This window comes from Nitrosomonas sp. HPC101 (assembly GCF_009833125.1).
Taxonomy (GTDB): Bacteria; Pseudomonadota; Gammaproteobacteria; order Burkholderiales; family Nitrosomonadaceae; genus Nitrosomonas.
In genome coordinates, this window is the sequence record NZ_QRCC01000017.1 from 68,001 (window position 1) to 90,564 (window position 22,564).

19 protein-coding genes are annotated in these 22,564 nt (G+C 47.4%); 12 read left to right on the top strand and 7 right to left on the bottom strand.

Annotation, left to right across the window (positions count from 1 at the left end; genetic code table 11):
* The first annotated feature begins 26 nt into the window (after positions 1–26).
* The 10 genes from trpA (at position 27) to ABO04_RS11250 (ending at position 15,609) form a co-directional block, all read left to right on the top strand.
* A complete protein-coding gene (trpA, locus tag ABO04_RS11205; RefSeq protein WP_160810743.1) occupies positions 27–860 on the top strand; it encodes a tryptophan synthase subunit alpha in 834 nt (277 codons plus the stop codon).
* Positions 857–1,756, top strand: a complete 900-nt coding sequence (accD, locus tag ABO04_RS11210; RefSeq protein WP_160810744.1) for an acetyl-CoA carboxylase, carboxyltransferase subunit beta — start codon at positions 857–859, stop codon at positions 1,754–1,756. Before trpA ends, accD begins: the two co-directional genes overlap by 4 nt.
* A 68-nt stretch (positions 1,757–1,824) precedes the next feature.
* Positions 1,825–3,114 (top strand): bifunctional tetrahydrofolate synthase/dihydrofolate synthase, encoded by a 1,290-nt coding sequence (gene folC / locus ABO04_RS11215; RefSeq protein WP_164504348.1) that lies wholly within the window; start codon positions 1,825–1,827, stop codon positions 3,112–3,114.
* A 19-nt stretch (positions 3,115–3,133) separates the two neighbouring features.
* The gene (locus ABO04_RS11220; RefSeq protein ID WP_160810746.1) at positions 3,134–3,796 is read left to right on the top strand and encodes an SPOR domain-containing protein; all 663 of its coding nucleotides are present in this window, start codon (positions 3,134–3,136) and stop codon (positions 3,794–3,796) included.
* Entirely contained in the window at positions 3,793–4,287 is a 495-nt protein-coding gene (locus ABO04_RS11225; protein WP_160810748.1) for a CvpA family protein, read from the top strand. Before ABO04_RS11220 ends, ABO04_RS11225 begins: the two co-directional genes overlap by 4 nt.
* A 201-nt stretch (positions 4,288–4,488) precedes the next feature.
* Positions 4,489–6,006, top strand: coding sequence for an amidophosphoribosyltransferase (gene purF / locus ABO04_RS11230; protein WP_160810749.1), 1,518 nt, complete (start codon positions 4,489–4,491; stop codon positions 6,004–6,006).
* A gap of 15 nt (positions 6,007–6,021) precedes the next feature.
* A complete protein-coding gene (locus ABO04_RS11235; RefSeq protein ID WP_160810750.1) occupies positions 6,022–7,194 on the top strand; it encodes an O-succinylhomoserine sulfhydrylase in 1,173 nt (390 codons plus the stop codon).
* A 99-nt stretch (positions 7,195–7,293) separates the two neighbouring features.
* Positions 7,294–8,805, top strand: a complete 1,512-nt coding sequence (ilvA, locus tag ABO04_RS11240) for a threonine ammonia-lyase, biosynthetic (protein WP_160810751.1) — start codon at positions 7,294–7,296, stop codon at positions 8,803–8,805.
* A 409-nt stretch (positions 8,806–9,214) separates the two neighbouring features.
* Positions 9,215–11,275, top strand: coding sequence for a methyl-accepting chemotaxis protein (locus ABO04_RS11245; protein ID WP_160810752.1), 2,061 nt, complete (start codon positions 9,215–9,217; stop codon positions 11,273–11,275).
* Between the two features lie 77 nt (positions 11,276–11,352).
* Positions 11,353–15,609, top strand: coding sequence for a hybrid sensor histidine kinase/response regulator (locus ABO04_RS11250; RefSeq protein WP_160810753.1), 4,257 nt, complete (start codon positions 11,353–11,355; stop codon positions 15,607–15,609).
* 18 nt (positions 15,610–15,627) lie between these two features.
* On the opposite strand, the gene ABO04_RS11255 is transcribed toward ABO04_RS11250, so the two are convergent.
* The 3 genes from ABO04_RS11255 to ABO04_RS11265 all read right to left on the bottom strand — a co-directional run bounded on the left by ABO04_RS11255 (position 15,628) and on the right by ABO04_RS11265 (position 17,787).
* Entirely contained in the window at positions 15,628–16,596 is a 969-nt protein-coding gene (locus ABO04_RS11255; protein WP_160810754.1) for a glutathione S-transferase family protein, read from the bottom strand.
* Between the two features lie 3 nt (positions 16,597–16,599).
* Complete coding sequence (locus ABO04_RS11260; protein WP_160810755.1) at positions 16,600–17,058, bottom strand: DoxX family protein; 459 nt, start codon at positions 17,056–17,058, stop codon at positions 16,600–16,602.
* Positions 17,059–17,508: 450 nt separating this feature from the next.
* Positions 17,509–17,787: a hypothetical protein gene (locus ABO04_RS11265; RefSeq protein ID WP_160810756.1), complete on the bottom strand. Its 279-nt coding sequence runs from the start codon at positions 17,785–17,787 to the stop codon at positions 17,509–17,511.
* A gap of 212 nt (positions 17,788–17,999) precedes the next feature.
* Between ABO04_RS11265 and ABO04_RS11270 the strand changes: the two genes are divergently transcribed.
* On the top strand, positions 18,000–18,353 hold the full coding sequence (locus ABO04_RS11270) for a cupin domain-containing protein (RefSeq protein ID WP_205012790.1): 354 nt from the start codon (positions 18,000–18,002) through the stop codon (positions 18,351–18,353).
* A gap of 297 nt (positions 18,354–18,650) precedes the next feature.
* On the opposite strand, the gene ABO04_RS11275 is transcribed toward ABO04_RS11270, so the two are convergent.
* The 4 genes from ABO04_RS11275 to ABO04_RS11290 all read right to left on the bottom strand — a co-directional run bounded on the left by ABO04_RS11275 (position 18,651) and on the right by ABO04_RS11290 (position 21,906).
* On the bottom strand, positions 18,651–19,421 hold the full coding sequence (locus tag ABO04_RS11275; RefSeq protein ID WP_205012791.1) for a DUF1194 domain-containing protein: 771 nt from the start codon (positions 19,419–19,421) through the stop codon (positions 18,651–18,653).
* Between the two features lie 265 nt (positions 19,422–19,686).
* The gene (locus tag ABO04_RS11280; RefSeq protein ID WP_160810757.1) at positions 19,687–20,499 is read right to left on the bottom strand and encodes an NYN domain-containing protein; all 813 of its coding nucleotides are present in this window, start codon (positions 20,497–20,499) and stop codon (positions 19,687–19,689) included.
* Between the two features lie 244 nt (positions 20,500–20,743).
* On the bottom strand, positions 20,744–21,292 hold the full coding sequence (locus tag ABO04_RS11285; protein ID WP_160810758.1) for a sugar O-acetyltransferase: 549 nt from the start codon (positions 21,290–21,292) through the stop codon (positions 20,744–20,746).
* Between the two features lie 278 nt (positions 21,293–21,570).
* A complete protein-coding gene (locus ABO04_RS11290; RefSeq protein WP_160810759.1) occupies positions 21,571–21,906 on the bottom strand; it encodes a hypothetical protein in 336 nt (111 codons plus the stop codon).
* 429 nt (positions 21,907–22,335) lie between these two features.
* Here ABO04_RS11290 and ABO04_RS11295 point away from each other — a divergent pair.
* A partial coding sequence (locus tag ABO04_RS11295; protein WP_160810761.1) for a transposase occupies positions 22,336–22,564 on the top strand: 229 nt, incomplete at its 3' end.

Here is a 22,564-nt window from a genome sequence, read left to right on the forward strand (position 1 = left end):
TTTTGATTTTTAGGATCATCAGTTAAATGAATCGTATCGAATCTGTTTTTTCCCGGCTCAAGTCACAAGATAAAACTGCACTTATTCCTTTTATCACGGCAGGTGATCCTGATTCGGCTACAACAGTGGCACTGATGCATCAGCTGACACAATCCAAAGTGGATCTGATTGAGCTTGGAGTACCTTTTTCTGATCCCATGGCGGATGGGCCAACCATACAGCGTTCCTCGGAGCGTGCACTCAAGCATCATATCAGCTTGAAAGATGTATTTGCCATGGTGGCAGAATTCAGAAAAACGGATCAGGACACGCCGGTTGTTCTAATGGGCTATGCCAATCCAATTGAAGCCATGGGGTATGGAAACTTTGTGGAAGCAGCGAGTCATTCCGGGGTAGATGGTATTTTGGTAGTTGATTACCCGCCAGAGGAGAGTGCAGAGTGGGTGCGGTGCCTGAATGAAAAAGAGATTAGCCCGATTTTTCTACTATCACCCACTACATCGGAATCACGTATCAAGCATGTTGCCGAGCTGGCAAAAGGATATGTTTATTATGTTTCTCTGAAAGGGGTGACAGGCGCTTCACATCTCGATCTGCAAGATGTCAGCAATAAATTATCCCAGCTTCGCGCGCATATCAAGATTCCGATCGGAGTGGGTTTTGGTATACGGGATGGGCAGACAGCCCGGAGCATCGCTGAACGAGCGGATGCTGTAGTCATAGGGAGTCGTATTGTGGAAGAAATTGAACATTCCCGGGCAGCTGACCTCCTGGCAAATGTAGGTACCCTGGTGGAATCATTACGGCATGCAATTGATACGAAGTCCGGTCCTTCTTCTGATAAGGAATGTGAGATATGAGCTGGTTTGAAAGCATCATTCCTCCCAAAATCAAGCGCAAGGAAAATGGCGAGAAAAAAGCGGTTCCGGAAGGTTTGTGGAGCAAATGTGTAAATTGTGAAGCCGTTCTGTATTGCACTGATCTGGCCAAAAACCTGAATGTCTGTCCTAAATGCGATCATCATAATCGTATTTCTGCGCGTGAGCGTCTTGAATTTTTGCTGGATGCGCAGGATCGTCATGAACTTGGTATGGATGTCCTTCCGCAGGATCCTTTGAAATTTCGTGACAGCAAGCGATATACGGACAGATTGAGCGATGCGTATGCGACTACCAGCGAAACTGATTCACTGGTGGTCATGCGGGGCAGCATCAAATCAGTGCCTGTTATCGCTGCTGTTTTCGAGTTTGGTTTTATGGGTGGATCAATGGGGTCCGTGGTTGGCGAGCGCTTTGTGCGTGCTGTAAGGGCTTGCATAACACATCATCTGCCTTTCATTTGCTTTAGTGCAAGTGGAGGCGCCCGTATGCAGGAGGGTTTGTTCTCGTTAATGCAGATGGCAAAAACCACTGCTGTATTGAAACAGTTAAGCGAGAATAAGTTACCTTTTATCTCTGTATTGACAGACCCTACAATGGGAGGAGTATCTGCGAGTTTCGCATTTATTGGTGATATTGTGATTGCTGAACCGGGTGCATTAATCGGTTTTGCCGGCCCGCGTGTTATTGAGCAGACTGTGCGCCAGACATTGCCAGCCAGTTTTCAACGTGCGGAATTCCTGCTGGAACATGGTGCCGTTGATTTAATTGTTGATCGTCGCGAGATGCGTGATCGGTTGGCCAATTTGTGTATGTTGCTGATGCGCATTCCGGTACCTGTTTCTGTTTCACCATCTGCCTTGTCGGCTGATACCTGACTGCTGTTTTCTATTTAACAGCTTGCTGGCCTGATTTTTCCTGAATTTACTATTATCTTTTGGTGGTGATGAATATTCAGTCGATGGCGTTGGAGGATTGGCTGCTTTATCTTGAAAAGCTCCATCCGAAAGCAATTGATATGGGTTTGGAGCGGGTAAGGAAAGTAAAAGATGTCTTGAGACTGGTGCCTGAATTTCCTGTTATCACGGTTGCCGGTACAAATGGCAAAGGCTCGGTTTGTACTATGCTTGAATCAATGTTCGGTTGTGCATCTTATCGGGTAGGCTGTTATACATCACCACATTTATTGCATTACAACGAACGAATACGCGTTGATCAGCATGTGGTTACAGATGAAATGTTATGTACCATATTAGCTGAAATTGAATCTGCACGTGAATCCGCACAGGTTACGCTGACTTATTTTGAATTTGGTACCTTGGCGGCCATGCTGATATTTATACGAGCGCAAGTAGACGTGGCCATTCTGGAAGCGGGATTAGGTGGCCGGCTTGATGCAGTTAATGTATTTGACACAGATTGCGCCATACTGACCAGTATTGATCTGGATCACATGGATTATCTTGGATCTACCCGGGAAGCTGTTGGTCTGGAAAAAATGGGTATCTTCAGACCCAAAAAACCGGCAATCTGTGCTGAGCCGGATATGCCTGTCGATCTTCTTCCCAAAATGCAGGAGACAGGTGCTATACCATATTGCATTAATGAAAAATTCAGCTACATTCGGGATAATTTGCAATGGCGTTATGAAGGAATACTCGGGCGTTGCTATAATCTGCCATTACCTGCGCTCAAAGGAAACTACCAGCTGAAAAATGCAAGTGCTGCTCTGGCAGCGCTGGAGGTCATGGAAGAAACACTACCTGTTCCAATGAACGCTATCCGGCGCGGATTGACAGAAACAACCCTGGCAGGCAGATTTCAGGTAATTTCAGCAAGACCCGCGATTATTCTGGATGTGGCGCATAATCCGGCTGCGGCTCGAGAACTGTCAACTAATCTGGAAGCTATGCCAGTAAAGGGGTGTACTTATGCGATCGTAGGCATGCTGAAAGACAAGGATATGGCTGGGACACTCCGAGTAGTGAGAAACAATGTGGATTTCTGGCTGATAGCGGATCTGGATGTGGCAAGAGGTGCAACAGGAGATGAAATGTTGAAGGCACTCAAGATTGCCGGAATTGAAAATCAGGAGCGCGTGCGTATGTTTCAGAATGTGCAGAGTGCTTATGTTTACGCGCGTGAACATGCCGGGAGTGATGATAGAATATGTGTTTTCGGATCGTTTCATACCGTCAGCCCGATATTGAAGAGCCATGTTGGGACCGTTTCTTAAAGGTGGGTAGATATAAAAAATGATCAGAAGTGTCAACGAAGAAGAAATTTCTCTGAGGAAACGTGCCAGAAAGCGCCTAATCGGTGCGATTTTGCTCGTTATCGTATCAGTAGTCTTTTTGCCGATGATTCTGGATGATGAGCCTCGTCAGGAACAACAGGAGATTGATATTCAGATACCTTCTGAAGAACTGGCTGCTGAAACCTATCCCTGGACGACTCCGGAAAATGCTCCAGTTGCTGATGAAGCGGAGATTGTGTCTGATCCGGATAAACCGTTACCTTTCAGCGATTCTGAGTACTCCGAAAGAGTCGAAAGCGGCAAACCAGGTAGTGAAAGCATCGGTGGAATACCCATTCCTGCGAAAAAACCATCATTTGTGAAATCCGTATCGACCCCGGCTCCGGCTGTACATGAAAAGGCATCCGCAAGTAGTCGTGTAAAAATACCGGATGGTGAATTTGTTATTCAGCTGGGAGCATTCTCTGATCTTTCTAAAGCCAGGCAACAACAACAGAGCCTTGTTTCAAACGGGGTAGAAGCCTATACCGAAACAATCAAGGTTGGCAGTAATGAGATGACGCGTGTGCGAATTGGGCCTTTTCCTACACGTGAAGCTGCTGAAGCAGAGCATGAGCGGTTGAGAAAAATTGGTTTGAGCGGTGTCGTTACAACCAGATGACGATTTTTGACTATATTGTTATCGGAATCATATCTTTCTCGGCTTTGTTGAGTATCACGCGTGGCCTGGTACATGAAGTCGTGTCGCTTCTTGCCTGGATAATCGCCTTCTTTGCTGCCAGTCGCTATTCAGTAAATGTAGCTCCCTTGCTATCGGATTGGATCATAGATGAATCTATTCGCATGCTGGTCGCTTTTAGTGTGACGTTTTTTGTTGTGCTGCTGATAACGATGCTGGTATCCAGGTTGTTATCCGCTTTGGTGAGGGGGGTAGGACTGGGTTTGATAGACAGAATGCTGGGTGCGCTGTTCGGAGTAGTTCGCGGATTGGTAATTATATTGTTTTTGATAACAGCGGCCGGTTTTACTCCGCTTCCGCAACAGCCTTTCTGGCAGCAAGCAGTACTGAGTGAGCCTTTGGAAATAATGGCGGCTGATATTATCCCCTGGTTACCTCAGGACTTCAGGAATCTTATTGACTTTGCCAGATAGTTTGAGTTCACGCTTGACTACAATGGAAGTATCAATCGTGTAATGGATACAGATATCAATTACCAATGCTCATGTGCTGGATATGGTTTTCCAGTAAAACTGATATAAAACAAAGAATTACTCTTTGGAGTAATATGTTTTATTGCATAATTAAACGCTGACTTCATAAGTTTCTTAATCCACTTTTTCAGCGAGTCCGCTATGTGTGGAATTCTCGGTGTGGTAGCACGGTCGCCGGCCAATCAGTTGCTCTATGATGGTTTGTTAATGCTGCAGCATCGTGGCCAGGATGCTGCAGGCATTGTTACTGCGCAAGGTAACAGTTTTCATATGCACAAAGGGTTGGGCATGGTGCGAGATGTGTTTCGTACCCGAAATATGCGTGCTCTGCCAGGGCATATGGGGATCGGGCATGTTCGTTATCCCACAACAGGATCGTCAAATTCTCCTGCTGAAGCACAACCCTTTTACGTAAATTCCCCATTTGGTATTGTGCTGGCGCATAACGGCAACCTGACCAATGCGCATGTACTGAGCCAGGAATTGTTTCTGGCAGACCGCCGTCACGTAAACACGCATTCTGATTCGGAAGTATTACTGAATGTACTAGCACATGAATTACAGGAACGTGCGGTAGGTTACCAGCTTGATCCGGCTGAAATTTTCTCGGCTGTTTCCGGAGTACATGAACGCTGTCAGGGGGCTTACGCAGTTATCGCGATGATTGCCGGCTATGGTTTGCTGGCTTTTCGTGACCCGTACGGAATCAGGCCACTGGTATTCGGATCCGTGGAAACAGAGGCTGGCACTGAATACATGGTTGCTTCCGAGAGTGTGGCGCTGGATACACTGGGCTTTCGTCTGATCCGGGATGTTGCACCCGGAGAAGCTATTTTTATTGATGTAGAAGGACATTTTTACAGTCGTTCCTGTGCAGCCCACACCAGTCTAAATCCTTGTATTTTTGAATATGTTTATCTGGCTCGCCCTGATTCAATGCTGGATAACATATCGGTTTATGAAACGCGTCTCAATATGGGCGTAAACCTGGCAAATAAAATCAGCACCTCCATGCGACATCTGGATATTGACGTCGTAATACCGGTTCCGGAATCCAGCCGCCCAAGTGCTATGCAGCTTGCCAATCGTCTTGGGATCAGTTTCAGGGAAGGATTCGTCAAGAATCGGTATGTGGGCAGAACTTTTATTATGCCCGGACAGCAGCAACGGCGAAAATCGGTTCGACAGAAACTCAATGCCATCGAGATTGAATTTCGCGGTAAGAATGTATTACTGGTTGATGATTCCATTGTGCGGGGCACTACCAGCCGGGAGATTGTTCAAATGGCACGTGAAGCAGGAGCACTTAAAATTTACTTTGCTTCGGCAGCGCCACCAGTACGTTTTCCGAATGTATACGGTATTGATATGCCAACCCGTCAGGAGTTGATTGCAACGAATCGTACTGATGAGGAAATATGTCGTGAAATTGGTGCAGATTATCTGGTTTATCAAAATCTGGATGCACTCAAGCAAGCGGTTGCCCAGGTCAATCCCCGTATCACAAATTTTGAAACCTCCTGTTTTGATGGGCATTACATAACAGGCAGCGTTACTCAGGAATATCTTTGCAGAATTGAATCACAACGTAACAACCTCGGGTTATCACAAGGTGAGCGCACTACCCAGCTTGATTTAACCCTGCTCCCAATGGATTAACCCTATAAAATAATCATGACAAATGAATTAGATCTTCAGACGCTGGCCATTCATACCGGCGTTCATCGCAGCCAGTTTAATGAGCACTCGGAAGCACTCTATCTGACTTCGAGCTTTGTATTTGATAGTGCGGCTCAGGCGGCCGCACGTTTTTCCGGGCAGGAACCCGGCAATATCTATTCACGTTTCACCAACCCGACAGTGACAGCCATGCAGGAACGTCTGGCTGTACTGGAAGATGCGGAAGCCTGTATTGCCACAGCCACTGGCATGGCAGCAATTACAACTTGCGTCATGGGGCTGCTCTCGGCCGGAGATCATATTGTTGCCTCACGCAGTCTGTTTGGATCTACTGTTGGTCTGTTCAACAATATCCTGAATCGTTTTAATATTGAAACCACTTTTGTTTCTGCAATCGATTCAGATGAATGGCAGGCAGCAGCCAGACCGAATACCAAACTGTTTTTTATGGAAACCCCCTCCAATCCGCTCACGGAAATTTCTGATATTGCTGTGTTGGCAGCCATCGCCAAACGGTCTGGAGCATGGTTGGCTGTTGACAATAGTTTTTGCACTCCGGTGGCACAACAACCTTTGAAACTGGGTGCGGATCTGGTGATTCATTCGGCCACCAAGTATCTGGACGGGCAGGGCAGAATCCTGGGCGGTGCCATACTGGGTAAACGCGATTTATTGATGGACAGCGGCATATTCAGTTTTTTGCGGACGGCCGGTCCGGCATTGAGCGCATTCAATGCCTGGATCATTCTGAAAGGACTTGAGACATTGAGCATAAGGGTAAAAGCACATTCTGATCATGCGCTGGAAGTTGCGCGCTGGCTGGAAGCGCACCCCAATGTGGCACGTGTGTTTTATCCAGGTCTACCGTCTCACCCGCAGCATGCGCTTGCGATGCGCCAGCAGAAAACCGGTGGCAGTATCGTGTCATTTGAGGCAAAGGGAGGGAAAGAGGCAGCCTGGCGTATTATAGATGCTGTGCGGCTCATGTCGATTACAGCTAATCTTGGCGATACCAAAAGTACGTTGACTCACCCTGCCACCACGACGCACGGGCGTATCAGTCAGGAAGCGCGCGCAGCTGCCGGGATCAGTGATGGTCTGCTGCGTATCGCGGTTGGCCTGGAATCACCGGAAGATATCAAGGCCGATCTCGCACGGGGATTGTAAGTTATTACAACAGCACATTGTTTTCTCCAGAATCCAGGTACCCGCTGTAAGTTTTGATACCGTTCACAATTACTGTGATACCTCCAGAGCCTTGCCACCATGATTAATGATTACCTTGAAAGGATACTCACCGCACATGTTTATGATGTTGCGGTTGAAACGCGATTGGATCCGGCGCCATCGTTGTCTGCTCGTATCCATAACCGTGTGCTGCTCAAGAGAGAGGATCTGCAGCAGGTTTTTTCTTTCAAGCTGCGCGGCGCCTATAACAAGATGGCCAGACTACCTTCCGGAGTACTGCAACAGGGCGTAGTTGCTGCCTCGGCAGGCAATCATGCGCAAGGCGTGGCGCTGGCTGCCCAAAAACTGGGCTGCTCGGCCACGATCGTGATGCCAACCACTACACCGCAGATCAAGATCAATGCGGTGATGGCGATGGGTGCCGCAGTGCTGCTGCAGGGAGATTCCTATAATGATGCTTACGAGTACGCGCTGAATCTTGCCAGGGAGAAGGAAGTTGAGTTTATTCACCCTTACGATGACCCGGATGTAATCGCCGGACAAGGTACGATTGCTATGGAAATTTTGCGCCAGCATCCTGGAAAAATCCATGCAATTTTTGTCCCGGTTGGCGGAGGGGGGTTGATTTCCGGCATAGCCGCGTATGTGAAACGGCTGCGCCCGGATATCAGGGTGATCGGGGTTGAGCCAACTGATTCAAATGCCATGTATCGTTCTTTGCAGGCAGGTTATTGCGTTGAGCTCTCTCAAGTGGGTTTATTTGCAGATGGTGTGGCTGTGCGTCAGGTGGGAAAAGAAACGCTCCGGCTGTGTCGTGAGCTGGTGGATGATATTCTGTTGGTGGATTCGGATGCTATTTGCGCAGCGATCAAGGATATATTTGAGGATACACGCTCCATTGTTGAACCTTCCGGTGCGCTTTCAGTGGCCGGATTGAAGGTATATGCCAAACAGAAAAACTTGCTGCATGAGACTTTGATTGCAGTCGCATCAGGGGCAAACATGAATTTTGACCGGTTGCGTTACGTTTCTGAGCGGGCAGAACTGGGAGAACAACGTGAAGCAATCCTTGCAGTGACGATTCCGGAAAGGCCGGGTAGCTTCAAGCAGTTCTGCAACCTGGTCGGATCCCGCAATATCACGGAATTTAATTATCGCTACGCAGATCCTCAAAAAGCACATGTCTTTGTAGGTATATCAGTTCGCAATCGCGAGGAAGTATTCAATCTGCTCCAGATCCTGCAGGAAAATGACTTGCGTGCGGAAGATATGACCGATAATGAAATGGCTAAATTGCATATTCGTCACATGGTGGGAGGGCACTCGAGGGAAGTCAATCATGAGGTTTTGTATCGATTTGAATTTCCAGATCGTCCAGGGGCGCTCATGAATTTTCTCAACAAAATGAGCGATCGCTGGAATATCAGTTTGTTTCATTATCGTAATCATGGTGCCGATTTTGGCCGCGTTCTGATCGGGATGCAGGTTCCTCCGCAGGAAAAAAATGAGTTTATGCATTTCCTGGATGATCTGGGTTATGAATTTGACGATGAAAGCAATAATCCCGCCTATCAGTTTTTCCTTGCCTGACTTGTTTGTGTTCTGTTGAATTTCAGACCGATACAGGAATATCTGTAATAGTTCCAGGCCATTTTCTGCGGATCTGCCAGATCGATTATAGCGTCGAGTGCAGGAATCAGTATTCTTCTGCGCAAATAACTATATGAGTAGTTTCGGGTGAGAATGACATTTTCTTCCGCAGGATACCCGGCTTGTCGCCAGTTCTTCAAAAATGTCTTGTTTCAAATCCTCAATAAAGCAGTTATTTCCGAATTTTCCCCTGTTTTTGCTTGGGGAAGGCTGCAACTATCCTGCCGTACTGGAATTATGTCCATAATATTGGCCTTCGCGAGAATGTGTGAGAGTACTAATGAGAGTGGTTTCGACAGGCGTTCTATCAGAGTAAGGACGGGAGTTCTATCAGAGTAAGATTTGGCATATGACAAATAGTAACAATCCTGACGATATTACTGTACTGCTTCCCGTAACCAGATATCTACAGATATTTTGCCGATCGTGGCTCCCGGGGGTTTTGTCTGCCCTGTTTCTGTTGACTGCTTTGATTATGCTGCGTATTGACACCCAGCAAGCGCGTAATCATACTGCCTCGCTTGAAATTATCGGGCGCATTCACACCAGCATTCAGCATATGGCTATTATTTCCCGGGAAGCATTGCGTGGAAATGAGCAGGCATTTATTCAGCTGCACAACAATCTTGACCAATTGAACCATTATTCAACCTTGCTGCAATACGGGGGAGAGTATCAGCGGGAAAGCATTCCGGCCGTAGCAGAATTGCTTTCGGCGGATTTGTTCAAATCCTTTCAGAATGCGTTACGTACCAGGGAAAACCAGGTACGTCAGATTCTGGAAAGTCGGGAAGTATTGATCAATCTGGCAGAAATTTTAAAACGGATTGATCTGGTAAATGCCAGCTTGCAAAGAAGATTGCAGGATTTTTCAGCTGAGCTGGCACAAACGAGCCATGCGTCCAGTCAGGCGGTTGCAGTTGAAACTGTTAAAATCCTTGTTCAGTTTATTACCAGCAGTGTCAGTTCTGAAATACAAGGGGGCTTTCAGATAATCAGCGCAGCAGATCAGCTGCCAGGAGATTCCGGGCAAATCACCGGAATGATCCAGACTTTGATAAAAGGGCGGGACTGGTTGTATTCAACTGTTCTTGGCAATCAACTTCCTTCCGAGACATTGTCCGAGATTCGTATCCAGTTTAATGCGCTGGAAGATCTGCTGCATACTGTTCAGAGACTGACATCTGAAGCGACCGGAGCCTGGCATGCGATGCACGAGACGTTTTCGGCAAGCGATAGATTATCAATACTGGTTGACCATATTGAACAGGCAACCATAGCACGCAACGATAACAATGACTCGCTCATTACAGTGCTGTTTTATCTGGCGGTGATATTAGCGCTCCTAAGCGCCCTGGTATTCATCCATCTGTTTTCCACCAGCTTACACAAGCGGATTCAGCAGGATGAGCAAAATGTTGAAACTACACAAAAGGCGATACTGCATTTGCTGGATGAAATGGAGATACCGGCCAGTGGCGATCTGACGGCCCGTATGTCTGTCACCGAAAATATTACGGGCACGATTGCTGACTCAATCAATCTGATGATCGAGGCACTGCAGAATCTGGTTAAAAAGGTGAATCATGCCGGCTTCCAGGTGATTGATGCCTCTCGCCAGGCAGAGCAGATTTCATCGGGTTTATTGGATGCAGCACAGCTGCAGACTCATAAAATTGAAGATGTTACGGTTGCCGTGCTGGGAATTGCTGAATCACTGGAGGCAGTTTCCAGTTCGGCGCAAGAGTGTGCTGATGTTGCCAGGCAAACGCTGCATGCGACGGAAAATAGTGCAAATGCGGTACAAGATGCCATGGCCAGCATGAATGAAATTCGTATTTATATTCAGGGGATGTCCAAACATATCAATCGTCTGGGAGAGCGCTCACAGGAAATCGGTGAAATTGTCACCCTGATTTCGGATATTGCCGAGCAGACTAATATCCTGGCATTAAATGCCTCTATTCAGACCACAACAGCGGGTGAAGCTGGGAAAGGATTTGCTGTCATTGCCTGGGAAATACAGCGTCTGGCCGAGCATTCCACCGAAGCCACCCGGCAGATTAGCACACTCGTCCATAACATCCGGGGAGATGCGCAAGACACCATTATTGCAATGGAGTGCAGTATCACCAGTGTGGTTGAAAGCACAAAGCGCGCCAATACCACGGGAAGCGCTCTGGAAGAAATCGAAACGATCTCCAAGCACCTGGCACAGCTGGTGTTCAGGATCACTGAAGCGACGCACAAGCAAACCCGTGTTTCCAACAAAGTAGCCAGGGATATGGAAGATATTTTATCCATTACCCGGCAAACCACCCAAAACACCCGGCAGAATGCTGATTCCATCAGGCAGATCGCAGAACATGTCACAGATCTGAAGGTATCGACCGCCAACTTCAAGGTATGACAGATACGATGCAAAATCGTGATCTGCTGCAAAACAGAACCATCCATTATCAATTTCAGGATTAACAGGATCGCCTCATGAATACTGTCACCAGGATAAATATTTCATCCGTTATGGGGATCAGAGAAGCTATCGAGCAGATTTTTACTCTGATTCACCGCCACTTTGATTCCTATGCCATGGATACGGATGACACCAGACAGATTGAGGAATGCGGGTATTACATGCATCAGCTGAATGGCATGCTTGAAATGCTGGAGCTGAGCGGGGTTGCATTTGTGGGTATCAGCGTGGAAGAATTGCTGGCAGCGCTGCAGGAGGAACGGTCCAGCCCGGATGACCAAACGCTGGCTGTTACCCGGCAGGCAATTCGTTCCATTTACCGTTATCTGGACGCGCTGATCGATGGTGAAATGGATAATCCGGTCAGGCTTTTCCCGGTTTACCGCAAGATCAGGCAGGTACAGGGGCTGGAGGAAATTTCCGAAAGCGATCTGTTTTTCCCGGATGTACGCGAATCGTTACCGCTACAACCTGTTGAGTTGAATCTGGATCATTCCTCTCGGCAAGAGGCAACCACACAGGCACGTGTGCAGTTTCAGTTGGGCCTGCTCGGTTGGTTGAAAGATGCAGATGACAGGCAGAGTCTGCAAAAAATGATTGAAGCAGTACGATCCATAGAGAAGCTGCCGGCTTCTATTGAACAGCGAAAATTCTGGTGGATTTCTTCCGGATTCCTGGATAGCCTGCTTCATCAGGAGCAAACGGTTGACAAGTCAATACGCAGACTATGCGGAAAAATTGAACAGGAAATCAGGCATCTGAACAAGGAATCGCATGTTGTCGCTGCCCGGCTGACAAGAGAACTGCTTTATCGGGTAGCGCGCAGTCAACCGGTGAGCGAACGCCTCCAGGAAATCAGCCGTGTTTATGATTGGGAGATTCCCTTATCCACGATTGACAACCAGGAACACCTTGACGAATCCATTCTGGATGAAGAAGCGACTGCTTCGGATCTGCAGAACATGCGTGTTGTGCTGGAAGATATCAATCATCAGTGGCACAAGTTCAATGTAGAAGATCAGGAAAATTTTTCATCTCTGCAGGCACTAACCGAACAATTCAAAGCCCTGATCGCCAGGGTAAACTGCCCTCCACTGGAGAAACTGGTGGATGTCATTCACGGTGCCTTATCTTATTTGAAAATCCGCCCGCACAGCATGAATGATGGGATTTCGCTGGATATTGCCTCATCCCTGTTACTGACAGAAAATGCCATCGATAATTTTTATCGTTTATCACGGGAATTCCCATCACAGGTTGATGCGCTGGCTACTCGTATACGCGCGGTTACAACTGGCAAGGAGGGAGATGCCGGTTTGCCGGATTTACCCAACCCGGATCAGGCAGGGCATCTCGCTCAAGAGAAAAAATTGCTTAAGCATGTAGCCCAGGAAGTACTTGCCAATCTGGCGCAAGTCGAAGACATTCTGGATCGTTTCTTTTTTGAACCGGAAATACGCAACGATTTGCCGATTCTGTCTGAATTGTTCAACCAGATCAGTGGTGTACTGCATGTGCTTGAGCTTGATCAAGCCAGTGCCGTACTGGATGCATGCCGGGCACTTACAGAAAAACTGATAGAGTCCGATCACCCGATAGATCCGGCTGAGCAGATTCTGCTGGCCGATGCATTGAGCAGCCTGGGTTTTTATATTGAGGCACTCAGGAATGCCCAGTCGAATCCCGAGGAGATTCTTGCCGCCATAATCAGACAGTTCGATCAGAAACTGGACGGACAGCGCTCATCAACGGCTGTTCCCGAAATCCCAGCCGAATCCGCTCCGATCGCTGGTAGCGTATTTGAAAGTGATTCGAAACAATTGATCGATCCCGAGTTGCTGACTATTTTCCTCGATGAATCCAGTGATGTATTGGCAAGTATCGCCGGGCAGCTGGAGGCGTGTTACGCCGATCATTCCAATCAGGATGCTCTGACAAACATCCGTCGTGATTTTCATACCCTCAAGGGGAATAGCCGCATGGTGAAGCTGGAAGCGCTGAGTGAAGTGGTGTGGCATATTGAACAACTTATGGACTGCTGGTTAAGCGAGCAGAAACCGGCAACCCGAACACTTCTGGATTTGCTGACAGAAAGTCATAGCCAGTTTGGTAACTGGTGCACCAACCTGAGAAAGGATGGCGCAGTAGAGATCAGAGCCGAACATCTGTTCGATCAGATCAGGCAGTTGATGTATGGCACGGATGAGCAAGCGGATGTTGCTGCTGAAGTACTTGTATCCGGACAGATGCAGGCAGTTGAACAGGTGCAAAAAATCACTGAAACACCGTCAGGTACGGCAATTGAAGCGGAGGCTGTGGTTTCATTGCCGACAATATCACTTCAACAGGCAGAGGATACATTTGTCAATCCAGATCAGCATTCGCCGGTAGTGAAAACTGATTCCGCTTTATCTGCATCCCCCGTGGATATTGATGACCATTCCCATTCTGCATGCAGGACTACGTTGCGTGTCGATGCAGCGCTGATAGATCGCTTGATCAACGAATCAAGTGAGTCGAGCATCATTCGCTCCGGGGTTGAGGCGCAATTGTATGATCTGGAACAATATTTGCAGGATTTGGGTGAAAGCGTGGATCGCATGCGCGGTCAGCTGCGTGAAACTGAGTTGCTGGCTGAAACTCGGATGTCGTCCGTCCCGTTACCTTCCGCAACGGACCAGACAGATTTTGATCCACTGGAGCTGGATCATTTTACGCGCTTCCAGGAATTGACCCGGTTGATGGCGGAAAGCATAGATGATGTGGTCACCATTCATAAAAGCCTGCATGACATACAGCGCACTGCCATTGCTGCGGTGGATCAGCAGGCACATTTGAACCGTCAGCTGCAACAGGATCTGTTGCGTATTCGTACCATTCCTTTCAGCCATTATGCCGAACGTCTTTACCGTGTTGTCAGGCAGGCAGCCAAAGATACCGGTAAACAGGCCAGCCTGATCATTCAGGGCGACAGCATTGAATTTGATCGGAATGTACTGGATAAAATCAGTTCTCCTCTGGAGCATTTGCTGCGCAATGCACTGGTACATGGCATAGAACTTCCGGAAGAACGCCTGAGCAGCGGTAAGGCGGAAGCAGGCCGGATCACGCTTGATTTACACCAGGAAGAGAATGAAATTGTGATAGTGCTGCAAGATGACGGAATGGGACTGGATACAGAACAAATTCGTGAGAAAGCGCGTCAACTTGGATTGAATCATCTGGAAAATGAACAGGAGGGTGAACAGTGGTATTCGCTGATTTTTACGCACGGCTTTTCCACACTGAATGACGTGACTGATATTGCCGGGCGCGGAGTAGGCCTGGATATTGTCAGAAATGCACTGAGTGAACTGGGTGGAGATATTGCAGTAACTTCCGAAGAAAAACAGGGCGTTACATTCACATTGCGTTTTCCGGTGACACTGGCTGTAACACAGGCGCTGATGATCAAAGCTGCGGACAGTACCTATGCCATCCCAACAGCCATAGTTGTACATATATTGGAAATGAGCGCAGAAATACTCGGGACGGCATACCAGGAGCGTTATCTGACATGGGAGGGCGATCGCTTCCCACTGGGTTATCTGCCACATCTACTGGGAACATCGTATGCTTTTCCTGAAATCAGGCGTAGTAACCGTATCGTGTTACTCCAGACCGGGCATGAACGGCTGGCCATTCATACCGATGCACTGATCGGACAATGTGAGGTGGTAGTCAAGAACGTTGGTCCGCAACTGTCAAATGCACCCGGTATCGAAGGTGCAACAATCACAGGGGACGGCAGCATCGTCTTGATTATCAATCCGGTCAAATTGCTGCAACGCGAACAGGTGCGGGAATTGTTGTCTGCGGGACCCATGGCAGCAAAGGATTCTGCAGATATTCATCCTTCGGCCACTACACCGGTGGTCATGATAGTGGATGACTCGCTGACAGTGCGTAAAGTCACCAGCCGGCTACTGGAGCGTCAAGGCTATGAAATCCTGATTGCAAAGGATGGTGTAGGAGCGCTTCAATTGCTGCGTGAAACCATACCGGCAATCATGCTGGTTGATATTGAAATGCCGCACATGGATGGCTTTGAATTGATTCGGGCTGTTCGCAACAATCCACAACTGCAAAATATCCCGATCATCATTATTTCTTCACGCACGGCAGAAAAACATCGGAAAGTAGCGAAAGAGCTGGGTGTAAACGAATTTATGGGAAAACCCTACCAGGAAGAAGAGCTGTTGCACCATATCGAGCGTCTGATCAAACAGTAATATCCGGGATTCACCCGATCACCCGGGAAAAACCCGGTTATGTGGCCGGGTGTAATCGATCTCCGGCCCTTTGGGGATGATGCGAGTGGGGTTGATAGTAGGGTGACTATAGTAGTAATGGGTTTTGATATGCTCAAAATTTACAGTACTGGCGATATCCGGCATCTGGTACAGCGCACGCAGATAGTTGGATAAATTGGAATAATCCTCGATTCGCTTTTTATTGAGCTTGAAGTGACTGTAATACACCGAATCAAAACGGATCAGCGTGGTGAACAGCCGCCAGTCGGCTTCGGTCAGCTGATCCCCCGTGAGATAATGGCGTTCGCCCAGGGTGTGATCGAGTGTATCCAGTCTGGCAAAAACCTGATCGTAAGCCCTTTCGTAGGCGGATTGCTCAGTGGCAAAACCGGCCCGGTAAACACCATTGTTGAAATCCCGGTACACCACTTCGTTAATTGTATCGATTTCACTGCGTAATGCTTCGGGATAAAAATCCAGATCATTGCCGGTAAGTGCGTCAAATGCGCTGTTGAGCATGCGGATGATTTCAGACGATTCATTGCTGACGATCGTATTGCGTTGCTTGTCCCACAATACCGGTACAGTGACTCGGCCGGTGTAATCCGATTTGACACGTGTATAGAGCTGGTGCAGATATTGAATAGCGGATACAGGGTTGTTCCGGGAGACTTCACTGAATGTCCAGCCGTGTTCCAGCATTCTGGGATCAACCACAGTAACACCGATATGGGTCTGCAGATCCTTCAGGGAGCGGAAAATAAGGGTGCGGTGCGCCCATGGGCAGGCCAGCGATATAAACAGATGATAGCGGCCTGATTCAGCAGCAAAACCACCTTCCCCCGATAAACCGGGTTGCCCGTCTGCAGTGACCCAGTTGCGATATTGAGCATTCTCGCGCACGAATTCTCCATTTTTGGAGGTATACCACTGGTCATGCCATGTGCCATCAATCAGGAGTCCCATACGTTACTTCTCCGGTTGATCAGAAAACATCGTTTGCAGCGTGTGATCAAGCGAGTATTTGCCTGCACCGTGTAACAGGATACAGATACTGATCATCATCAAGGTGAACGCGTATTCATAGCCGCTGTTTGTGATAAAGAAACCGTTTGTCCAGTGCACGGCAAACATCGCAACCAGCATGATCAGCGCAGTTCCCAATGCAGCTGGGCGTGTCAGTATGCCCAGCAACAGCGCCAGACCGCCAAAGAACTCACCCGCACCGGCCAGGAATGCCATCAGGAAACCCGGATCAAGGCCGATTGAGCTCATCCATTGGCCCGTGGCTTCCAGGCCGTGACCCCCAAACCAGCCAAACAGCTTTTGTGCCCCGTGTGCCATAAACGTCCCGCCCGTCGTTACACGCAACAGCAGCATGGCCAGATCAGTTTTAGCATGTGTTTTCAAAATTGCTGAAATCTTCATTCGTAACCTCCGGTGAATGGTCTTGCGACATCGTGATGCGCTTTTTGCAGGCATCGGAAATATTGTGATTGGAAGCAGGATCGGGTGCGGCAGTCTGTAATGATAGCAAGATAAGTGTTTTTAACCTAGAAACTGCCAGTTGGATGTGTCCGAGTGTGCGTTTGGCACGTTCCTGACAAGATGCGACTGGGCACATGGTCATTCCCTGCAACGGGGGAGCAACACTGCATGATGCCGCGATAGCGGTGCTGACGGATGCAACTGCCGGGTTCAGGATAAATGAAGACAGACTGCGTGCTGGATAGAATTTACGGGGTGCCTCACAAGCTGTCCGATTCTTTATATCTGCATTCTGTACAGAGGGTTTGCTGATCAGCTACTGATCTGTCAGAAAATTTGATCGCACGATAGTTAATGATCGGACAGCTTGTGTTGTTCAGAAAAAGCAGGTTAATTCTTGTGCTGGGATTCGAAACGTTCATGCATCCCTTTTACTCTGTTGTGCAGCGAATTCATTTCGCTGTTATCAATGTAGCCATCCTTGTTTTTATCTTCCTGGTCAAACATCCATTCATGGTGTTTCATAAAATTCTCTTTGCTGACACGACCATCCGCTTCTTTTTTCATGACAGAGTGATCGGCATGATCACCTGCGAAAACGCTCGTGGAGATTAAAAAACAAACAGCTGCGGCAGCAATGGTAAGTCCTGTTTTTCCGGTCTGTATCATGACATGCTTCTCCTTGGTTGATAATTTATCAAATTTAAGAGCAAAAAATCATCAGAGTCTGCTATATCTCAGTATCTGATGTATGCATTATATGAAGCGGGTAAACAGCCGTCAATGTGACAAATTGCCGCGTGATCCGCGTGTGGCGCCATGCTTTCAGCTGTTTTTCTGTCAGCAATGACGCCTATTTGATCTGATCAGGAGCGTTTGATTTGGATATTTACGATTTGCAAAATTTAATAGCCCAGCAGCAAGCATCGGGTGAAGATTATCTGGAATTTTTACGGGTACCATCGCTCAGCATGGGGATTTATACCTTGCCGGTTGGATCAACTGATTCACAGGAGCCGCACACTGAAGACGAGGTGTATTACGTGGTACGAGGTAAAGCCAGTATGCGGGTGGAGGACGAACATCAGGAAATTACAGCCGGCAGCCTTATTTTTGTAGCGGCCAATGCTGATCACTGTTTCTACAACATTACAGAAGAGCTGACCGTGCTGGTGTTCTTTGCTCCGGCAGAATATACCCAGGTGCCTGATCGGCATAATGATCCGGGAAGATAGGAGATTCTGGATTTTCAGCAAATTGTCAATCCCGTCTGTTTCATGGGAATTCTGATAGTCCGGCGGGATGTTAAATCCGTAACTGCTCGATAATCTTCCCGTTCCGCAGATGTGATTCAATGATTTTTCTTCCTGATCCACATGGGTGTACCAGATTTCTTCTGGATAAATGACGATGATCGCGGAAAAACAGCAGGAAAAACAGCAGGAAAAACAGGATCAGATCCATAATCAATAACGATTGTTATACTTGCTTTCTTGATTCCAGAGCTGACTCCTGCTGTTGTTTTTCAGAATCTATGCAGCCAGTTTGCGCCGGCGAATAGCTGTCAGACCCACTAATCCCAGCCCTACAAGCAGCAGCGAAGCGGGTTCGGGTACTGTATTTCCGCTGGTAATTTCCCTGAATAATTTAGTCTGGATTGCGTCTCCAAAATCTTCAAATGTGGCAGCATGCATTGAGAAAGCGTCAGTTCCACCCTTGATATTGTTTTCATACCATGTGGCTACAGATGTACTTCCAATGGAGATTCCGTTTACTGTTCCGATTACATCGGCATCATCGGCTGCAGCAAGGAAGTTATTGCGTGCTGTTGCTGTGGCAGTACCACCTTGTGTTCCATCTCCCGAGACATCGATTACCCAGCGGTCACCCTCAAATTCATTCGTACCGAATTGTGGAGTTATAAAATTAATGGCACTTGAGGGAATTGTTCCGCCATTGAACGCACGAGTTGTAGCAGCGAGAGCATCAGCAAAAGCATTGGCGCTGGCGGCATCGGTAATATGTGTCCAGCCGACCAGCTGGGCTTGCTGGGTAGTACTTGACCATTCAACGTAGGTTACAGCAATACCACCCGTCAACCCTGCAATCGCTGATTGAATTGAAGCATTTCTGAAAGCATCAATATAGCCCGTTTTTTGCAGGGTATACTCTGAGCCGTCTACACTTCCTGAAACATCTACCAGCAGAGCGAGTTCCAGAGAAACCGGGGTTGCATAAGCCTGGCCCGTTCCAAAGACAAAGGTGAAGGCGGCTGCCGCCATAATATTTTTATTCTTCAACATTTAAAAATTCTCCTATAGTTAGATTAAGCGGGAGAAGTAGCACGCACTGCTGCGTATTACTTTTACATCGCCTACACAAAAATAGGCAAATAATGTGCCATCAATCTAAGTTGATGATTCAAATGCTTTTTTTTATAAAAGAATTTTTTTTAAAATAACTATGTGAAATTTCTCGACAGAATTTTTCTATCCTGTATTTACAGGAGAGCCGACGCGGTGTCTGGTAGATGGGAAGGGATGGTGATGGGATGCCTATATCAGAAAACTACTTGGCACGCAGATACAGGGATTTTTGTGTTGATCCCGGTACCTGCCGTTCTTCGGTTACAAAGAGATCTGCTCTGGCTTTCACAAGGTCAGAAAGTTTTTTGTAACCGTAAAGCCGGGAATCGAAATCAGGCTGTAACTTGTTAAGGTAGTTGCCGAAATTGCCTAAATTTGCCCATCCAGCATCATCACTCGATTGTTCGAGTGCAGCCAGAACAAATTTCCTGGGGAATGCCTGTTTTGTTTCCGGAGCCGGAGCAGCAGCAGACTGTGGCGAGGAGGACTTTTGATCATCTTTTGTTTTTTTGGCCGGTTGCACAGCCGATTCAGCTGTTGTATCCGGGCGAAGAACTTCGGTAAATACAAATTTATGACAGGCATTACGGAAAGCTTCGGGTGTTTTCTTCTCTCCGAAACCAAACACAGTAAGCCCTTCTTCACGTAAACGCATTGCAAGACCAGTGAAATCACTGTCACTTGTAATCAGGCAGAACCCGTCAAATTTTCGCGTGTAGAGCAAATCCATCGCATCGATGATGAGCGTACTGTCCGTGGCATTTTTGCCTGTTGTATAGGCAAACTGCTGAACAGGTTTGATGGCATACTTTTGTAGCACCTTTTTCCAGGAAGCGCTTGCAGGCGCGGTGAAGTCACCGTAGATGCGTTTCACAGTTGCCTCCCCGAACCGTGCGATCTCGGCAAGCAATCCCTCAATGACAGCGGCTTGTGCATTGTCAGCATCAATGAGGACTGCTAAACGAAGCGTTGGCTCTTCTGTTTCAATTTTAGTGATTGATCGTGGGGATACCATGCAGGTTCCTATTTTTTAGCATTTTGGACCACGCGCTCAAACGTCGGGACAGTCTGATGAGGGATGCATACACTGGCCATCTGCCAATTGATAATAATCTTCTAAAAATACCATTCATCTCATGCCATCGGAAAGAGAAAACGGGTGCCGAGGTGGAGGAGAGCTCAGAGCAAAAAGGATCTGTGTCCGTAGTTCATGCACGGAGTACGCGCGTTGCAACGATTTGTTAGGCGCAACCTGACAACTAATTTAAACGCCGTATGACTCGACATGGATTTCCAACTGCTACGCAATCAGATTCGATTGACTTGGTTACGATACTGCTCGCCCCAATTGTGACGTTAGCGCCGATCTGTATTCCTGGCAGGATAACCACATTCGCGCCGATCCAGACGTTGTCTTCGATTTGAATCGGCTTGGCGAACTCAAGTTCTGAATTACGTATAGATACGTCCGTGGGATGACCGGCTGTTGAAATAACGACATTCGGCCCGATAAATACATGATTGCCAATCGTCACCTGAGCGCCATCAAGGATAACCAAATTGTGATTGGCGTACACTTTCTTGCCGAAACGGATGTTATAGCCGTAGTCACAATAAAACGGCGGTTCAATATACGCATCGCTTGCATATCCCAGAATCTGCGCAAGTGTCTGTTCATCTAAATCTTGCACTTGTTGATTGTAACGATGGCACAATGTTTTCGCTTTTTTTCGCTCTATGACTAGTTCTGGGTCGTTGGCGAAATAAAAATCGCCAGAAAGCATTTTTTCTTTCTCAGTTTTATTCATGTTTATGTACCTGACGTGCAATTCAGCGGTAGCACGCTGCTATATCGCGCCTGTTGCAATTGTGTGTTAGAGATCATCTGCGCGACCTCGGATTGCACGGCTCCTAAGAGAGAGTCATTACGACTCCAGTAGCGATGGAGCCATTGACTGCACCGGGGGCATCTATTAATGCAATGATAATTGATTCGCGTGAGGCTCAGCGTGAAAGCCCAGCTGCGCTGAGTTAGGCTACGGACTGCGAGTCAGCGGCAGGGTTGATTATGTATTTCATACCTATCCTACTTGGCTATAGTAGATAAGGAGTAATCTGCCCCGTTGGGATTTTTAACAGTAACAGTTTCCGGTTGGGAATCGCCAGGGAAATAGGTATGAGAGCCCAATGAGTCGTCGCCAAAAGTATCACGATCAAACAATTGGATCAGAACTGAATCTTTAAACGTGAGACCAAGACTTACATTATCCCAAGTGTCGCCGGAGCTCAACGAATGCCAACCATTCGCTGGAAACCTCTGTTCACGGCCGTTATCGATGCTGTACTTGATATAGACTTCATCGCTTCCCAGTTCAGATGTATGATTACATTTAATTGTAGTTAATTCTATCGTAGTGCTCATTGGTTTGGTCTCCTCGATTAAGATATTAAATTTTCGCAAAAATTTCCATTCATCCTGAATCCATGCAAGGTCGAACATGCAATATGCACTGCATGCAATGCATACTTATGCATATAAAGGTATATAACAAGACACATTGTTATGTAAGTTTTTGAATTAATAAATATCACGAATGGAATTTTGGTAGGTTGCAATTTGTTATCGTTCTGGTACAGCTGCAACTCAACGAATTTGGATCCATCGCGATTACAATGGATAAAACTATCGCATACCCAATTCATGATCTAAAAGTCGAATAACCCTTGTTTTTCTTCTGTTTTCTAGTGGCAGATTAAAGATAAATGATTTGCTATCTGTGACTTTGACCTGACCGGACTTTTTCGATCCAAAGTAACTTGAGACAATGGCCTCTTGAAGAACGAGAGGCGTATGAAGAAGACACGATATAGCGATGAGCAGATTGTCCGGATCCTGCGGGAGACGGACAAGGACACGGTAGTCGAAGTAGCCAAGCGTCACGGTGTGAGCGAGGCGACGATCTACATCTGGTGCAAGAAGTACGGCAGCATGGAGACCGACGAGGTCAAGCGCTTAAAGGGGCTGGAGGCCGAGAATGCACGGCAGCGTAAGCTGTTGGTTGATCGAGACCTTGAGATTG

Coding starts and splice junctions, on each gene's coding strand:
- ABO04_RS11280 (WP_160810757.1), bottom strand. CDS start 20,499: ATGGTATCCCCACGATCAATCACTAAAATTGAAACAGAAGAGCCAACG.
- purF (WP_160810749.1), top strand. CDS start 4,489: ATGTGTGGAATTCTCGGTGTGGTAGCACGGTCGCCGGCCAATCAGTTG.
- ilvA (WP_160810751.1), top strand. CDS start 7,294: ATGATTAATGATTACCTTGAAAGGATACTCACCGCACATGTTTATGAT.
- ABO04_RS11260 (WP_160810755.1), bottom strand. CDS start 17,058: ATGAAGATTTCAGCAATTTTGAAAACACATGCTAAAACTGATCTGGCC.
- folC (WP_164504348.1), top strand. CDS start 1,825: ATGAATATTCAGTCGATGGCGTTGGAGGATTGGCTGCTTTATCTTGAA.
- ABO04_RS11275 (WP_205012791.1), bottom strand. CDS start 19,421: ATGTTGAAGAATAAAAATATTATGGCGGCAGCCGCCTTCACCTTTGTC.
- ABO04_RS11285 (WP_160810758.1), bottom strand. CDS start 21,292: ATGAATAAAACTGAGAAAGAAAAAATGCTTTCTGGCGATTTTTATTTC.
- accD (WP_160810744.1), top strand. CDS start 857: ATGAGCTGGTTTGAAAGCATCATTCCTCCCAAAATCAAGCGCAAGGAA.
- ABO04_RS11220 (WP_160810746.1), top strand. CDS start 3,134: ATGATCAGAAGTGTCAACGAAGAAGAAATTTCTCTGAGGAAACGTGCC.
- ABO04_RS11255 (WP_160810754.1), bottom strand. CDS start 16,596: ATGGGACTCCTGATTGATGGCACATGGCATGACCAGTGGTATACCTCC.
- ABO04_RS11290 (WP_160810759.1), bottom strand. CDS start 21,906: ATGAGCACTACGATAGAATTAACTACAATTAAATGTAATCATACATCT.
- trpA (WP_160810743.1), top strand. CDS start 27: ATGAATCGTATCGAATCTGTTTTTTCCCGGCTCAAGTCACAAGATAAA.
- ABO04_RS11250 (WP_160810753.1), top strand. CDS start 11,353: ATGAATACTGTCACCAGGATAAATATTTCATCCGTTATGGGGATCAGA.
- ABO04_RS11225 (WP_160810748.1), top strand. CDS start 3,793: ATGACGATTTTTGACTATATTGTTATCGGAATCATATCTTTCTCGGCT.
- ABO04_RS11235 (WP_160810750.1), top strand. CDS start 6,022: ATGACAAATGAATTAGATCTTCAGACGCTGGCCATTCATACCGGCGTT.
- ABO04_RS11265 (WP_160810756.1), bottom strand. CDS start 17,787: ATGATACAGACCGGAAAAACAGGACTTACCATTGCTGCCGCAGCTGTT.
- ABO04_RS11245 (WP_160810752.1), top strand. CDS start 9,215: ATGACAAATAGTAACAATCCTGACGATATTACTGTACTGCTTCCCGTA.